16 protein-coding genes and 1 pseudogene are annotated in these 17,529 nt (G+C 68.6%); 9 read left to right on the forward strand and 8 right to left on the reverse strand.

Annotated features, from left to right (window positions below; translation table 11 throughout):
- Nucleotides 1–92: 92 nt before the first annotated feature.
- Together TFC3_RS25500 and TFC3_RS25505 are read right to left on the reverse strand one after the other, a co-directional pair.
- Complete coding sequence (locus TFC3_RS25500; protein ID WP_067504859.1) at nt 93–440, reverse strand: DUF3099 domain-containing protein; 348 nt, start codon at nt 438–440, stop codon at nt 93–95.
- 43 nt (nt 441–483) lie between these two features.
- Complete coding sequence (locus tag TFC3_RS25505) at nt 484–1,053, reverse strand: HhH-GPD-type base excision DNA repair protein (protein ID WP_067504862.1); 570 nt, start codon at nt 1,051–1,053, stop codon at nt 484–486.
- A 258-nt stretch (nt 1,054–1,311) separates the two neighbouring features.
- On the opposite strand from TFC3_RS25505, the pseudogene TFC3_RS40550 reads away from it, so the two are divergent.
- From TFC3_RS40550 to dtd, 5 genes and pseudogenes are all read left to right on the forward strand, one after another.
- Nucleotides 1,312–1,770 (forward strand): annotated as a pseudogene (locus tag TFC3_RS40550) (DUF4433 domain-containing protein); the annotation flags it as partial.
- 88 nt (nt 1,771–1,858) lie between these two features.
- Nucleotides 1,859–2,929: a macro domain-containing protein gene (locus TFC3_RS36255; protein ID WP_082772300.1), complete on the forward strand. Its 1,071-nt coding sequence runs from the start codon at nt 1,859–1,861 to the stop codon at nt 2,927–2,929.
- Between the two features lie 282 nt (nt 2,930–3,211).
- Complete coding sequence (locus tag TFC3_RS25520; protein ID WP_067504872.1) at nt 3,212–5,545, forward strand: bifunctional diguanylate cyclase/phosphodiesterase; 2,334 nt, start codon at nt 3,212–3,214, stop codon at nt 5,543–5,545.
- Nucleotides 5,542–5,880 (forward strand): hypothetical protein, encoded by a 339-nt coding sequence (locus TFC3_RS25525; RefSeq protein WP_067504876.1) that lies wholly within the window; start codon nt 5,542–5,544, stop codon nt 5,878–5,880. Before TFC3_RS25520 ends, TFC3_RS25525 begins: the two co-directional genes overlap by 4 nt.
- Nucleotides 5,881–5,934: 54 nt before the next feature.
- On the forward strand, nt 5,935–6,357 hold the full coding sequence (dtd, locus tag TFC3_RS25530; RefSeq protein WP_067504879.1) for a D-aminoacyl-tRNA deacylase: 423 nt from the start codon (nt 5,935–5,937) through the stop codon (nt 6,355–6,357).
- Between the two features lie 11 nt (nt 6,358–6,368).
- On the opposite strand, the gene TFC3_RS25535 is transcribed toward dtd, so the two are convergent.
- Nucleotides 6,369–7,154 (reverse strand): sporulation protein, encoded by a 786-nt coding sequence (locus TFC3_RS25535; RefSeq protein ID WP_067504887.1) that lies wholly within the window; start codon nt 7,152–7,154, stop codon nt 6,369–6,371.
- A gap of 299 nt (nt 7,155–7,453) precedes the next feature.
- Between TFC3_RS25535 and sigB the strand changes: the two genes are divergently transcribed.
- The gene (sigB, locus tag TFC3_RS25540; RefSeq protein ID WP_067507561.1) at nt 7,454–8,410 is read left to right on the forward strand and encodes an RNA polymerase sigma factor SigB; all 957 of its coding nucleotides are present in this window, start codon (nt 7,454–7,456) and stop codon (nt 8,408–8,410) included.
- 107 nt (nt 8,411–8,517) lie between these two features.
- On the opposite strand, the gene TFC3_RS25545 is transcribed toward sigB, so the two are convergent.
- The 3 genes from TFC3_RS25545 to TFC3_RS25555 all read right to left on the reverse strand — a co-directional run bounded on the left by TFC3_RS25545 (nt 8,518) and on the right by TFC3_RS25555 (nt 13,300).
- Nucleotides 8,518–11,067: a bifunctional GNAT family N-acetyltransferase/acetate--CoA ligase family protein gene (locus tag TFC3_RS25545; protein ID WP_067504890.1), complete on the reverse strand. Its 2,550-nt coding sequence runs from the start codon at nt 11,065–11,067 to the stop codon at nt 8,518–8,520.
- Nucleotides 11,068–11,069: 2 nt separating this feature from the next.
- Nucleotides 11,070–12,254, reverse strand: coding sequence for an acetoin utilization protein AcuC (locus TFC3_RS25550; RefSeq protein WP_067504893.1), 1,185 nt, complete (start codon nt 12,252–12,254; stop codon nt 11,070–11,072).
- Nucleotides 12,255–12,376: 122 nt separating this feature from the next.
- Nucleotides 12,377–13,300 (reverse strand): fibronectin type III domain-containing protein, encoded by a 924-nt coding sequence (locus TFC3_RS25555; RefSeq protein ID WP_067504896.1) that lies wholly within the window; start codon nt 13,298–13,300, stop codon nt 12,377–12,379.
- A 327-nt stretch (nt 13,301–13,627) separates the two neighbouring features.
- Here TFC3_RS25555 and TFC3_RS25560 point away from each other — a divergent pair, with 327 nt between their 5' ends.
- The gene (locus TFC3_RS25560; protein ID WP_067504899.1) at nt 13,628–14,374 is read left to right on the forward strand and encodes a metal-dependent transcriptional regulator; all 747 of its coding nucleotides are present in this window, start codon (nt 13,628–13,630) and stop codon (nt 14,372–14,374) included.
- Nucleotide 14,375: 1 nt separating this feature from the next.
- Here the strand turns inward: TFC3_RS25560 and TFC3_RS25565 are convergent, their stop codons facing one another.
- Nucleotides 14,376–14,576, reverse strand: a complete 201-nt coding sequence (locus TFC3_RS25565) for a DUF5522 domain-containing protein (protein WP_369819653.1) — start codon at nt 14,574–14,576, stop codon at nt 14,376–14,378.
- 26 nt (nt 14,577–14,602) lie between these two features.
- Here TFC3_RS25565 and TFC3_RS25570 point away from each other — a divergent pair, with 26 nt between their 5' ends.
- Entirely contained in the window at nt 14,603–15,352 is a 750-nt protein-coding gene (locus TFC3_RS25570) for an alpha/beta fold hydrolase (RefSeq protein ID WP_067504904.1), read from the forward strand.
- Nucleotides 15,353–15,441: 89 nt separating this feature from the next.
- Here the strand turns inward: TFC3_RS25570 and TFC3_RS25575 are convergent, their stop codons facing one another.
- Nucleotides 15,442–15,978, reverse strand: a complete 537-nt coding sequence (locus tag TFC3_RS25575) for a TIGR03086 family metal-binding protein (RefSeq protein WP_067504907.1) — start codon at nt 15,976–15,978, stop codon at nt 15,442–15,444.
- A gap of 44 nt (nt 15,979–16,022) precedes the next feature.
- Between TFC3_RS25575 and TFC3_RS25580 the strand changes: the two genes are divergently transcribed.
- Entirely contained in the window at nt 16,023–17,525 is a 1,503-nt protein-coding gene (locus TFC3_RS25580) for a peptide-N4-asparagine amidase (RefSeq protein WP_067504910.1), read from the forward strand.
- Nucleotides 17,526–17,529 lie beyond the last annotated feature (4 nt).

Genomic DNA, 17,529 nt, shown 5'->3' on the forward strand with positions numbered 1-17,529 from the left:
CGGTCAGAAGGGTGTTGATGTCTGTCGTCACAAACGGATCATCGACACCCTTCGTCATGCCCACGACTCAGGGGTAGTTAGGACTTACTCGTCTAGGGTTCGACGTCGATGGTGCGGGCCTTGAGGTCCTCGGCGCTCTCCTGCTCCAGGACCCGCTGCGGGCGAGGCTGCGGCGCGGCCGGATTGGCCTGACTCTTCGGCGGGCGGTCGTTGGCGATGAGGACGGCCATCCAGGGCAGCAGCACCATGCCCGCGGCGCACATGATGAGCCACACCGGCAGTAGCGGCGGCTTGACGCTGATCAGAATCGCGCCCACAATCAGGCACAAGGAACGAAGGCCCATCATCGAGACGTATCGAATTTTCCGGCTGCGCAGCTGATCGCCGGGGCTGCGGGCGGCATTGGTGATCAGGACGGGCCGCTCCGGCTGCTTCTTCACAACCCTCATACTTGCACTGCGACCCGGCTGCGACCACTACAGTTCACGCACCCTTCGCGGCCGCTTTCATCTCCTTCTTGAACGCCCTCACCTTGCTCAGCGATTCGGCGTCCACGATGTCGGCCACGCTCCGGTAAGACCCCTGCTCACCGTAGGCACCAGCGGCCTCCCGCCACCCCGGCGGCTGCACCCCGTACCGCTTACCGAGCAGCGCGGCGAAGATCTGCGACTTCTGCTTACCGAACCCGGGCAGAGCAGCGATCCGCTTGACCAGCTCCTTGCCATCCTCGGCATCGCGCCACAGGTTCACGGCATCACCGTCGTAGGTGCCGACGAGCGCGCGGCAGACCTCCTGGACGCGGCCGGCCATCGCCTTCGGGAAGCGGTGCAGGGCGGGCGGCTCGGCGAAGATCTCGACAAGGGCATCGGGGTCGAAGGCTGCGAGTTCGTCTGCGGTGGGTTCGTGGCCGAGGCGCTGAGCGAGAACGTACGGCGAACTGAACGCCTTCTCCAACGGGATCTGCTGATCCAGCACCATGCCAAGCGTCAGGGCCAGCGGATCCCGGTTAAGAAGTTCGTTTGCTTCGGGCACGATCGGTAGAGCAACAACCATGTTCCACTCAACTTCCATGTGAGCCTCGACGTGTCACCAGGGCAATGCGATCGGTCGATGACATCCTGACTCCCGCGACGGACCGAGCCGCCGGCGAGGATGCGGGGACCGACTACAGCATGACTGACTCAGATGTTCCAGCCGCCGGCATTCAGTGGCTCTACCACTTCACGCATGTCGACAACCTCGCTGCCATCCGGGCCGCCGGAAGCCTGAGCTGCGACGTGGTCGCGCGAGAAGGACTGACCCGTACGGAGGATAGGCGCCAGAGACATCAAGGAGTCCAGACGACAGCGGGCGATCCCCGTCGAGCCGGGCGGCCACGTCGGGGATTACGTACCGTTCTATTTCGCGCCCCGGTCGCCGATGATGTACCGGATCTCCTGCGAGCATCGGGACAGTGTTCCCGATCGCTATCAAGGTGGCGACAAGCCGCTGGCGTATCTGCTCACGACCGTTCGAGCAGTTGTTGACGCTGGGTTGACGTGGATCGCCACAGACGGCAACGCAGCAACGGCCACGTCCGACTTCACCACAGATTTGCAGGCTATGCCCCGCATCGTCGACTAGCCGCTCATGACGAGCGAGCGCTGGAACAACACGCCAGATGACCCGGATCGGCAGCGTCGACGCCAAGCCGAGTTTCTCGTCCACCGCCGGCTGCCGCTCGACCTTGTCCGGTGGATCGGCGTGCACAACGACTACTACAGGTCTCGGGTCGATAAGTTTTTGTTGATCATCACCTTGGTCGGCGGATTATCGTCAGACCCGACTGGTACTACGGATTCGAACGGAGGTGACGAACATGATCGAAGAAGCCCGCGGGAACCTCCTTACGGCCGACACGGAGGCTCTCGTCAACACCGTCAACACCGTGGGCGTCATGGGGAAAGGCATCGCCCTCCAGTTCAAGCGAGCCTTCCCAGCAAACTTTCGTGCATACCGGGCAGCCTGCGCCCGCGGTGAGGTACAGCTGGGCCGAGTTTGGGCGTTTGACACAGGCGTGATCGGCGCTCGGCGTTATGTCCTCAACTTCCCGACAAAGAACCACTGGCGCAGCGATTCGCGGCTGACCGACATCTCCACCGGCCTGGACTCCCTGGTAACGATCATCGGCGAACTCGGAATCACCTCGGTAGCCATACCCGCGCTCGGGTGCGGCAACGGAGGATTGAACTGGAATCAAGTTCGCCCCCTTATTGAAGCGGCTTGCAGGCGCATGCCCGACGTGCGAGCAGTCGTCTATCCGCCTGAGGGTGCTCCCTCGCCAACTGCGATGCCGAACGCCACCCAGCGCCCACCCCTTACTCATCATCGTGCGTTACTGCTGGCAACCATCAACCAATATCTGGTCCGCGCAAGACTTCAGGAGGTCCGCGAAGGCATCAGCGAATTGGAGGTCCAGAAGCTCGCCTACTTCCTCCAAGTCCTGGGCGCTCCACTGACCCTGAACTTCGTTCGCGGGACCTACGGCCCGTACGCCCCTCAACTCGGGCATGTCTTGAATTCCCTCGAGGGTCACCATCTGAGCGGGCTCGGCGACCGATCAGCCAAAGTGACAGAGTTTGCTCCGATAAATCCAGTTGCGGAAAGCGTCGATGCTGCCGAACGTCTGCTGGCCGAGCATCCTGCTGATCTGCAGCGCCTGACGACCCTGCTCGATCTTGTCGAAGGCTTCGAGACTCCGTACAGCCTTGAGCTACTGGCAACGGTGCACTTCGCGTCGGGTCACTCACCGAAAACCGATGACACGGCGACTCTTGCTGATCGAGTTGCGTCCTGGAGCCTGCGCAAGGCTTGGCTGTTCACAGCGAGGCACGTTGCCCTAGCAGCTGAGAGACTCGCCGAGCGCGGCCTTTTGCCGGGCGTGAACTAGTTTCTCCATTTACCCGGTGGCTGGTGGCTACGACCTCCGCACGGGCAGTGCTCCAACGCCCCGTTCATCGAGTCGTATTTGGCGGGCATCTTCCGGAAGCTCGCTGCGGAACCCGCACCGGCCGCCGCATTGCACGGGGACAACAATCCTCTGCTGCGGATGTTCGAGAGCTTTGTCCGATCGGCGCAGGAGTCCCGCGAGACCGGAAAACATCAGGTCGTGGCCTGCTGAACCGATCGGGAAATCGTGGCGGATGCGGGGCGGCGACGGCGGTGGGCTGGGTTGGCCCTCGTTGTGTTTGTGCTGCTGGCCGGCGGTGGGAGCACGGCCTTCGCCACCCTGACGGTGCAGCGGGCCGAGCAGCGCAATGCCGAGCGGGCCATGGAGGAGAACACCACGCTGGTGGTACGGGCCCTGCTGGCCGAGGCGCAGCACTACTCCGATGCCGTACGAGATGTCGCCGCCGGGCTGAACACCCAGGCCAACCTGACCCGGGCCGACTTCTTCACCGCCACCAGCGCCGTCACCAAAGCACGGTTGCCGGGCGCCACCTCCCTTTCCTTCGTTGCGCCGGCGACCACCGCGGCCATCCCGGCAACCCAGGTCTACTGGCGCCGCCAAGGTGCGGTAAACCTGCGGCTCGCGCCCGCGCACAGCGACACCGGCGAGCATTCCTTCGTGGTGTACGGCCGCACCCTGGACTCGGTGCCCGTTCCCATCGGCGTGGACCTGTCCCCGATCAACGCCCCGGCGGAGGCGTTGGCGACCGCTGAGCGGACCGGGCAGGCGACCATGAGTCAGGCGTACGTTCTGGTCAAGGACCGTGACCTGCCGAGGGACCAGCAGCAACTCTCGTTCGTGATCGCCATGCCGGTGTACGCGCCGGGGGACGGCTCGTTACGGGGCTGGGTGGTGCTGGCCGTGCACGGCACCGACTTCCTGCGGGCCAGCATCGCCGAGCAGACCAACAGCGCCGTCAGCGTGGCCCTGGCCGAACGACGGGGGGCCACTACCTTTCCCATTGTCACGGTGGGTGACCCCGACGCGAGCTTGCCGCTGGTTCGTGAACGCACGGTGACCATTGCCCAGCGGGAGTGGCGGCTGACGATCCGCCCGACGGCCCGGTTGCTGAGCGCCTCGGACCGGCGGATGGGCACGATCGCGCTCGCCGGTGGGTCCGTGGTCACGCTGCTGGTGGCCGCGCTGGTCGCCTTGCTGATCGGAGGGCGGAACCGAGCCCTGGCCCGCGTCGAGGAGGCCACCGCGGCCCTGCGCAGCGACCTGAAGCGGCGCAAGGTGATCGAGCGGACGTTGCGTGAACGCGAGGACGAGTTGCGCCGGCTCGCTCTGCACGACTCGCTGACCGGGCTGGCCAACCGCGCCGCGCTGGAGGGACAACTGGAGGCCGCACTGCGTGAGCAGGCCCGCATCGGGCTGCTGCTGATCGACCTCAACGGCTTCAAACCGATCAATGACATGTACGGCCACGCGGCCGGTGACCTGGTGCTCGCCGAGTTCAGCCGGCTGCTCGTGGACAGTGTGCGCGCCCATGACGTGGTGGCCCGCATCGGCGGCGACGAGTTCGTGGTACTGCTGGCCGAGGTGCCGGACGAGGCGCACGCGGTGATGGTGGCGCAGCGCATCCTCGACGCGGCGGCGGCCGGTCCGGTGCGGGTGGACGAGGACACCGTGCCGATCCGGGCCAGCATCGGGGTGACCATCGCCCAACCCGGTGACACGCCGAAGGAGGTGCAGCGCCGCGCCGACGTGGCGATGTACCACGCCAAGCGCACCGGCTCGCACAACCTGGCGGTGCACGACCCGGCGATGGTGGACCGGCGCACTGCGGACGCCGCGCTGGCCGATGACATCCTGGTGGCCCTGGAACGCGACGAGTTGCGCGTGGTCTACCAGCCCATCGTCGACCTGGGCGACGGCTCCCCGGTGGCGGCCGAGACGCTGCTGCGCTGGGAGCACCCCCGGCACGGCCTGGTGCCGCCGGACCGGTTCATCGCGCTGGCCGAGCGCAACGGGTCGATCAACGCGATCGGGTTGTGGGTGCTGGAACAGGCATGCCGGCAAGCTCTGCAATGGGACGTGCGCTACGTCAGCGTGAACATGTCGCCGCGCCAGTTGCAGGAGCCGGCGATCGTGGGCGAGGTGCTCGAGGTGCTGCGGCGTACGGGGCTGGCCCCGGCGAAGCTGGTGCTTGAGGTTACCGAGTCGGTCATGGTGGACGAGACCGCTGGCATTCCGGCGTTGCGGGAGCTGCGAGCGTACGGAATCAGGATCGCGATTGATGATTTTGGCACCGGCTATTCGTCGTTGCACTATCTGACCCGCATGCCGGTGGACATCCTGAAGATCGACCGGAGCTTCGTCAACGAGCTGAACGGTACGCCGGAGGGTGCTGCGGTGACCGAGGCGGTGCTGCGGCTCAGTCACGCTCTGCACCTGACCACGATTGCGGAGGGTATCGAGACGTCGGCCCAGGCTCGTGAGCTGCGTGCGCTCGGCTGCCACACCGGTCAGGGCTACCTGTACGCGCGTCCGCAGCCAGCCACCGAGTTGCGCGGGTTTGCCGCCCCGCTCGACGGGCAACCACTGCCACTATGAGCGACATTAACGACGAGATCGGTCACGGCGAGTACGGCGCGGGCGCGACGGAGGTGCCCAGCACCTACCGTCCGGACAAGGGCGAGGACGACCCGGGCCTGTCGAGCACGTATGAAGCCGGCACCGACCCGGAGGAGCTGCTCAACGGCGGTCCGCGCCCCGAGCACGGCATCATGACCACCACCGGCGGCACCGCAGGACCCAACAGCTTCCGCCAGCCGGCCCGGCACGGCCCCGGCGTCGCGCCCACCACCACTGGCGACGCCACCACCGGCTCGATGGACTCCCCCACCGACGGCGCCACGAGCGACGCCACCAGCAACGCGATCGACTGATCAATTGCGGCTGCCCGCTCCACGAAGAGGGGCGGGCAGTAGGCTGGTGCGCCGATGAGAGCTTTGATCCAGACCGTGAGCCGGGCCAGCGTCACCGTTGACGACGAGGTGGCCGGCAAGATCGAGGACGGCCTGCTGGTGCTGCTCGGGATCACCCATTCCGATACCGAAGCGCTGGCGCAGACCATGGCCCGCAAGGTGCACGAGCTGCGGATCCTTGATGAGGAGCGCTCGGCCTCCGACGCCGGGGCGCCGCTGCTGGTGGTCAGCCAGTTCACCCTGTACGGCGACGCGCGCAAGGGCCGCCGGCCCACCTGGTCGGCTGCCGCGCCCGCCGAGGTTGCCGAGCCCCTGGTCACCGCGTTCGTCGAGGCGTTGCGAGCGCGCGGCGCACACGTGGAGACCGGCCGGTTCCGGACCCACATGCTCGTGGAGAGCGTGAACGTGGGCCCGCGAACCGTCGTACTGGACCTGTGAACGAAAGATTCTCAGAAGAACCCGCGGCGGCGGGCGGACTGTTGCAGCCAGTTGTCGAGCTGCGAGGTCCAGTCGAGCTGGTCGACGGAGTGGTAGTCCACGTCGAAGCGGCCGAACGCGTCGTGGCCCTCGGTGAACAACCCGCCGCGCTTGTCGATCTCCAGCACCACCTGTAGCTGGTGCGGGGTGGGCAGGAACGTCACCTCGAGCTGGTTGATGCCGTGCGCGTACTGCGACGGCGGGTAGAACTCGATCTCCTGGTAGAACGGAAGGTGCTGCTGCACGCCGTAAACGCGGCCGCGTTCCACGTCGGCCCGGCTGAACCGGAAACCCAGTCGCAGGAAGGCGTCGAGGATGCGCTCCTGCGCGGGCAGCGGATGCACCGCCACCGCGTCCAGGTCACCCTTGTCGACCGCCCGGGCCACCTCGAGTTCGGTGCGCAGACCCATCGTCATGCCGTGCAGGTGCTGGCCGTACACCTCGGTGATCGGGGTTTCCCAGGGCACGTCGAAGCGGAACGGTACGTCGTAGCGCGCCCCGGCATCGAGCTTGAACGACCCGGTCAGCCGCTGACGGTGGAACTCCTGGTCGGTGTTGTACTCGCTGTCGCCGCTCTCCACCTCGACCCGGGTGAGCAGACCGACCGACACATACTCGATGTCGACGGGGTGCTCGCCGCCGGTCACGTGCACCTGGCCCTCGAGGTAACCGCCGGGGCGGCAGTTGGGATTCGCCAGCACCGTCTCCACCGACGGACCGCCCACACCCATCGCCTGCATCAGCCGTTTGAAGACCACCCGACCTCCTCCTTACGCCAGTCTTCTCGCAGATTACCCGGCTGGAACAAGCCAACTCGCCGCCGCGATATCCGAAAAGTCGCCGCGTACCGGGCATTGCGTCTCGGGGTTCTCCCTGATTCATGCCACGTGAGCGGCTGCCTCACCTCCGCTTAACGCCCCCCGGTCCAAACTTTTGATCACAACCGCGAAACAGCGGCTGGCAAGCACGACATCGGTTGACGCGGGGAGGGGACTGAAAGGTGGTCCTGCAGATGAAGGCGACGGAGTCCACGGCGGTTGTGCCCGCCGAGAGCATCATGGCTGACGGTGTCGAGCCTCTGGCCGACCTGGACGCCACGGACGAGCGGGGTGTCTCCGCCGACCTGGTGCGGGCCTACCTCAACGGCATCGGCCGCACCCGGCTGCTGACGGCGGTCGAAGAGGTGACCCTCTCCAAGCGGATCGAGGCGGGCCTCTACGCCGAGGAGAAGCTGCCGGAGGCCGGCGACGACCTGGCCCCGCTACTCAAAATCATCGTGGCCGAGGGCCGCACCGCGAAGAACCACCTGCTCGAGGCCAACCTGCGGCTCGTGGTGAGCATCGCGAAGCGCTACACCGGTCGCGGCATGGCGTTCCTGGACCTCATCCAGGAAGGCAACCTCGGCCTCATCCGCGCCGTCGAGAAATTCGACTACACCAAGGGCTACAAGTTCTCCACCTACGCCACCTGGTGGATCCGCCAAGCCATCACCCGCGCCATGGCCGACCAGGCCCGCACCATCCGCATCCCGGTGCACATGGTCGAGCAGGTCAACCGGATGGTCCGGGCGCGCCGCGACCTCGCCACCTCGCTGGGCCGCGAGCCGAGTGTCGCCGAGATCGCCAAGGCCATGGGCGTGCCCGAGTTCCAGATCATCGAGCTCATCTCGTACGACCGCGAGCCGGTCAGCCTGGACCAGGCCGTCGGCGAGGATGGCGAGAGCGCGCTGGGCGACTTCGTGGCAGCGGTCGACCCCAACGCCGAGCCGGGCGCCACGGTCAGCCAGGGCGAGCTGCGCAGCGAGGTCGAGATCGTGCTGGCCACGCTGAGCGAGCGCGAGTCCGCGGTGATCCGGCTGCGCTTCGGCTTGGACGACGGCCGCCAGCGCACCCTCGACGAGGTCGGCCGCGAGTTCGGCCTGAGCCGTGAGCGCATCCGCCAGATCGAGAAGGTCACGATGTCCAAGCTGCGCGACCCGCAGCGCGCCTCGCGCCTCGAGGCCTACGCCGGCTGAGGTCCTGCTCGACGGGTGCCGGTCGCACGGGGAGCGCGACCGGCGCCGCACTGGCAAGATCCTCGCCGTGCGCCGCCTTATGACCGAGGACCTCTGACAGAACCTGATCAGGCGGTGTTGAGGCGGCGGGGGCCGGTGTCGGGGCGGGTGCCGGCTTCACCGGTTTCGATGGAGGCGTGCAGGACCGCGTAGCCGTCCGGGCGGGCCAGCACCGGGTTCAGCGACAGCGCCCGGATGCGGGGGTGCTCGTCGGCGAGGCGGCCCACGCGCAGCAGGAGGTCGATCAAGGCGTCGCGGTCGACCGGCTCGGATCCCCGGTAGCCGTGCAACAGCGGTGCCGCGCGAGGCTCGTCAACCAGGGCGGCGGCAGCGCGGTCGGTCAGGGGCGCGGCCCGCCAGGCGCGGTCGCCGAGAAGTTCGCTGGCTACGCCGCCGAGGCCGAAGCCCACCACCGGTCCGAAGGCCGGGTCCTCGACCACGTCGACCGTGCACGCAACGCCGGGGGCGACCATGGACTGCACCAGCACGTGGGGGCCGAACGCGCCGGCCAGCTCGGCATACGCGGTGCGGACGTCGTCCTGGTGGGCCAGGGCCAGCCGGACCGCCCCCAGGTCGATGCGGTGGCGCAGCGCTCCACCCGCCGCCTTCAACGCCACCGGGTAACCCAAGGCGTCCGCGGCGGCCACTGCTTCGACGGCCGACCTGGCTGAGGTGGAGGGTTCGACGGTGATGCCGTACGCCGCCAGCAGCTCGGTCGGCGGCCCGTCGAGATCCGCCGCGCCGGGGTCCACGCCGGACAACACCGGCAAGGCACCCGGCGGCCGCCGCAGCCATTCGGCGTAGGTAGCCACCCGGCCCAGGGCTCGGACCGCCTCTTCGACCGACGGGTACGACGGCACGGTCGAGGGCAACTGTCCGAGCAGGAACATCGCCACGGTCGGCTTCTCCCCCGCCAGCGCCACGCTGCTCAGCGCCGCGGCGAAGTCGGCGTCCTCGTCGGGCAACTGGCCGGGCAGGGGCGGGGCGAACACCACCACGAGCGCGTCCACCCGGTCGTCGACGGCGGCGTCGGCGAGCGCGTCGGCGAAGTCGTGCGCGCTGGCCTGGGGACTGAGGTCGTGCGGGTAGCCCTCGGCCACGGTCAGGCCGTTGGCCCGGCAGGCGGCCAGGGCCAGCCCGGACAACGCCGAGGAGTTGCCGACCACGGCAACCCGGCGGCCGGCGGGCAGCGGCTGGTGAGCGAGCAGGATGCCGACATCGAACAGCTCGGCCACGGTGTCGACGCGGATGACCCCGGAGCGGGCGAACAGCGCGGTCACCGCCCGGGTGTCGGGGCCGGGAAGGTCACCGGCCAGGCCAGGGGGGCGGGTGGCCGAGGCGACGGCGACGACGGGCTTGACGCGGCTCATCCGGCGGGCCAGGCGGGCGAACTTGCGGGGGTTGCCGAACGTTTCCAAGTAGAGCAGCACGGCGTCGGTGCCCGGGTCGTCCTGCCAGTACTGCAGCAGGTCGTTGCCGCTGACGTCGGCTCGGTTGCCGGCGGACACGAAGCTGGACAAGCCCAGGCCACGCCGTTCCGCTTCGGCCAGCAGCGCGACTCCGAGCGCACCGGACTGGCTGAAGAACCCGACCCGACCGGCGGTGGGCAAGCGCGGCGCGAGCGTGGCGTTCAACCGTACCGCTGGATCGGTGTTCGCCACCCCCAGGCAGTTGGGGCCGATCACGCGCAGACCCGCCGCGCGGGCCGCGTCCATCAGCGCGCGCTGAGCGAGCGTGCCCTCGCCGCCGGCTTCGGCAAAACCGGCGGACACGACGACCAGACCTCCGGCGCCCGCTGCGGCCGCGTCGGTGACAGCCTTGGCCACCCCCTCCGGCGGTACGGCGATCAGCGCGACATCCACCGCAACCCCGGCGTCCACGGCGGACCGGTAGGCCGGCAGTCCCGCCACCCGGTCGGCGCGGCGGTGCACGGGAATGATCGTGCCGGTGTACCCGCCGTCGCGCAGGTGGCCCAGCATCGCCGCGCCGATGCCCTGGCCGCTGGCGCTGGCGCCGTAAACCGCGACCCCGCGCGGGTGCAGCAGCCGGGCGATCGAGCGGGCTTCGGTGCGCTGCTCCCGGCTCTCCTGCACCTCACGCGACTTCTCGGTGGGGGCGATCGGGAACTCCAGGTGCACCACGCCGTCGGCATACTGGCGCTGCACCTGGTAGCCGAAGTCGCTGAAGACGCGCAGCATCCCGCTGTTCTGCGGCAGCACCTCGGCGACGAACCGGGTGATCCCGTGGCCCTGGGCGGCGTCAGCGAGATGCTCCAGCAGCACCGAACCGATGCCGCGGCCCTGATGGGCGTCCTCCACCACGAACGCCACCTCGGCCTCGGAGGAGCCGGGGCCGAGCCGCTCGTAGCGCCCGACCGCCATGATCCGGGGGCCGGACACGATGACGAACGCCTCGCGGTCATGGTGGTCGACGTTGACGAAGCGTTCCAGGTCGCGTTCCGGGATGCGCGGGTAGGGCGAGAAGTAGCGCAGGTAGCGGGTGCGGTCGCTCATCCGCGAGTGGAAGTCGACGATGGCGGCCGCGTCCTCGGGCTCGATCTGGCGCAGGTGCACGGCGCTGCCGTCGGACAGCAGCACATCGGCTTCCCGGCCGGCCATGATCAGTCCCGGCCGTCGTGCGGGTCGAGGCCGAACAGCGGGAAGGCGGCCATGCGCGTGGCGAGGATGGCCTTGTCAACGTCGTCCGGCGTGGTGCCCGGAGCCCAGCGCTCGACCGGGGGCGCGGTGCCGTCGGTCAAGGTCTGCGGAATGTAGGTCTGCGGCCGGCGTTGCGCGGCGAGCCGGCGCCACCCGGGCGGGGTCGGGGTCGCCGGGTCCAGCGGCTCGCCGGTCGCCACCGCCAGCAGGTGCGTCCACGCCCGCGGCACGACCTCCACCAGCGCGTATCCCCCGCCGCCCAGAGCCACCCACTTACCGTCGCACAGGTCGTCGGCGAGGTCCCGCAAGGCGATGTACGCCGCGCGCTGACCGTCGACCGACAGCTTGAGATCGGCCAGCGGATCGAGCCGGTGCGAGTCGGCGCCGCACTGGGTGAACAGGATCTGCGGCTGGAACGCGCGCACCACCGACGGCACGACCGCGTGGAAGGCCCGCAGCCAGCCGGCGTCGCCGGTCGACGGGGGCAGGGCCACGTTGACCGCCGAGCCCTCGGCCCCGGAGCCGCCGGTTTCCTCGGGGTAGCCGGTGCCCGGGAACAGCGTCAGCGGCGACTCGTGCAGGCTCACGGTCAGCACCCGCGGGTCGTTGTAGAACGCGGCCTGCACACCGTCGCCGTGGTGCACGTCGATGTCGATGTACGCGATGCGCTCGGCACCCTGGTCGAGCAGTTGGGCGATGGCCACGGCCGGGTCGTTGTAGACGCAGAACCCGGCGGCGCGCTCGGCCATGGCGTGGTGCAGACCGCCGGAGATGTTCACCGCGCGGGTGGACGCACCCGACCAGACGGCTTCGGCCGCGGCGATCGAGGCCCCGCAGATCCAGGCCGAGGCCTCGTGCATGTTGTCGAACACCGGGTTGTCGACGGTGTTGAGCCCCCAGCCCCGGAAGAACGGGTCGAGCGGGGCATGCCGGACCGCGTCGAGGTAGCCGGCGCTGTGGATGCGGGTCAGCGCCGCCTCGCCGGCCGGGGAGGGGCTGATCATCCGCACCCCGGGCCGGTCCAGCACGCCCAGCTCCCGGGCGAGGGCGACGGTCAGTTCCACCCGCACCGGGTTGAGCGGATGATCACCCATGTCGTAGGCGAGCAGCGCCTCGTCCCACACCACCGCAGTCGTCGCGTCCGCCATGGCAGCCACTCTGCCACGGACCCGCGACAGCTAGAAGCGCCACGGTGCTGACCACGCGGCGGTTCAGTTTCTGGTTCTTGGCGCCCGGTTCGTACCGCCCACGCGGATCTTGGTGCCGATTTTCAGCACCGGTCGGCGCGGGGGTCGGCTCCGGAGCCGCGGGAACGGGAGGCGGGCGGCGGCGGCACGGGCACCGGCGGCACGTAGACCGGCGGAGGGGTGACCGGGACGACGGTTACCGAGGCTGCGAGACCGTGGCCGGTGGTGTTGAGGGCGCGCAGCTTCATCTCGTACGAGATGGCGTTGGTGAGGTCCGTGAGGTTGACTTTGAAGTGCTGGCCGGAGGTAACCGGCGTGACCGGGCGCCACGTCTCGCCGCCGTTGACCGAGACCTCCCACTCCGTGATCGCGCTGCCGCCATCGTCGGTCGGTGCGGAGAACGAGAGGGTGGCGCTGCGGTCCCCGGCGATGGCGGTCAGCGACTCCGGGGCTGTCGGGCCACTCAGCTTGGGGATGCCGTGCTTGCCGGGGCTGGCCGCACCGGCGCCCACCGAGTTCACGGCCCGGACCCGGACCGGGTAGTTGGTGCCGTTGACCAGGTGGGAGAGCGTGCCGCTGCGGGTGCCGTTCTCCCCGGCCGTGGTGGCGAACGTCTGCCAGGTGTCACCGTCGTTGGCGGACACCTCGTAATGCGTGACCGGATCGCCGTTGGCACTGCCCGGCAGGAACGTGATCTTCAGCCGTTCGTTGCCCTCCAGCAGCGTCACCTCAGCCGGCGCGGCCGGGTTGCCGGCCAGGACCGACAACCGCCCCGCCGCCGGTGTCACTTTCAGCAGGTGACAGCCACCGTAGGTGACGATGTACCGGTTTGCCTGGCTGTCCGTCGCGGTGCCCATCGGCTGAGCCAGCGGCGACTGCAGCGCCGGTTCGCCGGTGCCGTTGCCGGCGTAGTAGTCCAGCGAGTAGAGCGGCGGTGGCGGCGAGATACTGTCAGCCAGCGCGGGGCCTGCGAAAGCCGACCACGTCAATCCCAGCGTCAGGGCCATGGCTGACCTCAGGGCAACTTTCCGCCTGCGCAACGCGCACCTCCACCAAGCTGGCATAACGGGCTTTTCACCCGCTAGCGAGCGTAGGAGGATCGGCCTGAGGTTTCTTCACTTTCCACCAAGTACCCCAAGATCACCCTGTTAGACCCGGTAACGACTGCCTGTACGATTGCCGCGTACTCCTTCTACGCGCAGGTCTCCGGCACTCCGCCGCGCCGGGTTGCGACGCCGATCACGTCAGATCCACGCTGTCCGGCGGGAATCGGCGGTAGATGCAGGCTCGTTTAGGCTTGACAGGCACCGCGCAGCTTCGAAGGGTTGAGATCGATGGCGATCAGGACACATAACACGGGCAGTCACACGCACTCGCACAAGCATGATCTCGTCGACACCACCGAGATGTATCTGCGCACCATCCTCGAGCTGGAAGAGGAAGGCGTGCCACCGCTGCGGGCCCGCATCGCCGAGCGGCTGCACCAGAGCGGTCCCACGGTCAGCCAGACGGTCGCCCGGATGGAACGCGACGGGCTGCTCACCGTCGAGAACGACCGCCACCTCGTGCTCACCGAGGACGGGCGCATCTCCGCGGTCGCCGTCATGCGCAAGCACCGCCTCGCCGAGCTGCTGCTGGTCAACGTCATCGGCATGCCGTACGAGGAGGCCCACGAGGAGGCCTGCCGGTGGGAGCACGTGATGAGCGACGACGTCGAGAAGCGCGTCTACGAGCTGCTCAACCGGCCGACGCGGTCGCCGTACGGCAATCCGATCCCCGGTCTTGAAGATCTGGGCATCCCGGCCGGAGAGCCGGTCAAGAGCAGTGCCGCTCAGGTCAGCGCGGGCGAGCGCAACCTGGCGTTCCCAGGGCTCAGCGGCAGCGTGATCGTACGCCGCATCTGCGAGAGCGTGCAGACCAACGCCGGCGTGCTGCGCCAGCTACATGCGGCCGGCATCGACCCGGGCGCAACGGTGACCGTGGCCCAGGAGCGCGACGGCGTGACCATCGACCGCACCGGCGGCGACAAGATCCGCCTCCCCCGCGAGGTGGCCTCGCGGGTCTTCGTCGACGCCCACTGAGTCACTCGATATAGGGACAGTGCCGGCAGCCCCGGCCGCAACACGTGCCCCGCTTGCTGAGAAAGGCGGCGGTCAGCACGAACAGTTGCGTGTCAGGATCCAGATAGCCGGCCTCCCCCGCCTGCACCGCGGCCCGGTGCGCGGCCAGAATCTCGGCCCGGTGCGGATGATCCAGCGCCAACCGGCTCGGGTGCGGCTCCACCGCCTGAACTCTATCGGGGACCAACCATGATCAACGACCGCTTGGTCGACGCGGGCGACCTGCCGCTGGCCATCCGCGACTTCGGCGGCGACCAGCCACCCCTGCTCCTGTTGCACGCCGAGAACGGCAACCTCGCCCAGCTGACCACGCTGGCCCGGGCCCTGCGCCCGGCCCACCGCGTCATCGCCATGGACCTGCGTGGCCATGGCCGCTCGGGCGACGGGGCGTGGAACTGGGACGCTGGCCTGGGCGACATCGCAGCGGTGACGGTGCAGATGGAGCTGCCCCAGCCACCCGCCGTCGTGGGCGTCGGGCTGGGCGGAGTGCTGGCCGTGCTGTGGGGCCAGCGGCATCCCGAAGCGCCGGGCGTGGTCAGCCTTGAATCGCCTGTTCAGACCGGCCTCGAGGCGGGACGCGCGTTCCCCACCGCCGAGCTGCCCGACGTGGTCACGCAGCAGCGCTTGGCCGCCCAAGCGGCGGGGGCCAACGAGAAGCTGTGGATCGAGGCGTTCCGCCGCAACGTGGTGAGCAAGGACGGCACGACCGAGATCCGGCCCTCCGCGCAAACGGCGGCAACGCTGCGCTCGATGCTGGCCGAGGTCGAGCTGGACCTCGCCGCCGGGCAGGCGCCCACGCTGGCGGTGCTGCGGCCGGGAAGCCCGTTCGGCGACCAGGTGGCTGCGGCGGCCAAGACCAACCCGCAGGTGCGGTTCCTGACGCTGGAAGATGCGAGCGAGGAGCTACTGGCTCGGGCGGTTGCCGACTTTTTGAGCTAGCCGGTATCTGCGCGTCGCCGTGCGGCCTTTCCAGAGCGAGAAGGTACGACGTGTCAGCGGCCAACCGGATGACGCTCTACCTCACGTCCTTACGCGGCGGCCCCGGAGAACCTCGGCGAGCGCCCGGTCAACCCCAGCATCCGGTCGAGCAGCGGCGCATCCCCGGGCACCTCCACCGCCGGCCCGTACGCGCCCATCTGCCGGCCCAGTTCGGCCGTTTTCGCCACGTCGGAGTACAGGAACTCGATCAGCTCGGGATCCCACTGCGGGTGCTGGCCGATCGCTGCGGCCAGATCCCAGCCATGCACGACCACCTCGGCGACCGCCATGCCGGCGATCATGGCGGCGGGCATCGGGCCGGAGGGCAGCGTCACCTCACCCTCCCAGGCCGACGGCTTGGCGTAGGCCGCGCCCACCACGGCCAGGCGGTCGAGCAGGCCGGCCGGAGGTTCGCCAGCGCCGGCTGCGGCGATCAGGAAGGCTGAGCTTTCGTGGAAGTGGGCGAGCAGGTCTCGTACCGTGAAAGCGTCGCAGGGGGTGGAAAGATCCTGCTGGGCGGGCGTTATGGCCCGGACCACGGCGGTTGTGGGCCCCAGGGCCAGCGCCATCAGTTCGTGATTGTGCATGTGCGAACACCCTCTTCGGATCACGTATTTGCCATGATGAATGTGTGCAGATCCTCGCAGCCGCCGCGGCGGTTCTTACGCTGATCAGTGGACCTACTCCGCCCGCCGAGTTTGGCAGTGACTGGGCCGATCCGCGGACCGCCGCGCCGCCGGTGGCCGCCCCGCATGCGCCGAGTTGTGCAACGACCATCGTGGACACCGAGTTCCGCGACTTCACGCCGTACACCTCGAATTACCGGCCGTCCTGCCGTGGGCCTTGGCAAAAGGTTGTGTTGCGCCTCGATGGTGCGGTTCAGGGGCGGCAGTACGACCGGCTCGGCTATCTCAAGATCGGCGGTGTCACGGTCTTCAAGACCTCGACGCCCGAGCCCAGCCCGGACGGCATCACCTGGTCCGTCGAGAAGGACGTCACCGAGTACGCATCGCTGCTGACCAGCGCGCAGCCGGTCGAGATGCTGATCGGCAACGTCGTCGACGACACGTACACCGGCGTTCTCGATGTCACCGTCGAACTCACTTTCTATCGCGGCCAGGCAGCCGAGCGGCCGGACATTCTGCCGACCTCGCAAGCCATCCCGCGCAACACCGAAAAGCTTCTTGCCGACGTGTACGCGACCGGCTCGGGCGGTGGCTGCGAGGAATTCTGGTATCTGACCACGCCCACCGGCGTCCCCTATTCCTGCCCGGCCGGCAACGGGCCGTACCGCGAAGTCCAGATCACTATCGACGGGCGAGTCGCTGGCATTGCCGCACCTTATCCGCACATATATACCGGTGGATGGTCCAACCCCTTCCTCTGGTACGTCCTGCCGGCCCCGCGCGCCTTCGACATCCAGCCCATCCGGTACGACCTCACCCCGTTCGCCGGGCTGCTCACCGACGGCAAGGTCCACGACATCACCGTTGGGGTAGCCGGCGTGCCCGAGGGCCAGTCCGGCTGGGACGTGCCGACCTTGTTGCTCGCGTGGCGGGACAAGCAAGCCACCCAAGTGACCGGCCGCCTGCTGAGCACCACGCAAACCCCGCTGCGCAACACGTCGGTCTACACGGCACCCACGCTCACGACCACCGGCGGGCACAGCCTCACAACCAGCGGCTACCTCGACACCTCGCACGGCCGCGTCACCACGACGGTCAGCCGCACCCTGGCCAGCACCAGCAGCCACACCTGGAACGCCGACGAGACCGAGGACGCCCTGCGCGCCCGATGGACCGACAATTCCCGGGTCACGATCAAGAAAGGCCGGGCCAGACCCACCACCATCAAGACCAGTTTCCGGTACGGCCTGAACGGCGCGATTTCCATCTCGGCCGACAACCGGCTCAGCACCACGATCAAGCTGGAGGACAGCGCGGTGAGCCCGGGACGGCGGGTGCTCGACACGTACCAGGGGCAGGCGTCATACCTGCTCAACGTGCCCCGCGACCAGCGCCACGCCACCGGGGTGTCGACCGAGCGCTACCGCGTGTGGCAGCCCGGACCCGGCTACGACCACACGATCCAGGTGCGCAACGGCACTGTGGTAGTGGACCGCTTTAACGGTTAAGTTG

Source organism: Actinoplanes sp. TFC3 (assembly GCF_001553785.1).
Taxonomy (GTDB): domain Bacteria; phylum Actinomycetota; class Actinomycetes; order Mycobacteriales; family Micromonosporaceae; genus Actinoplanes.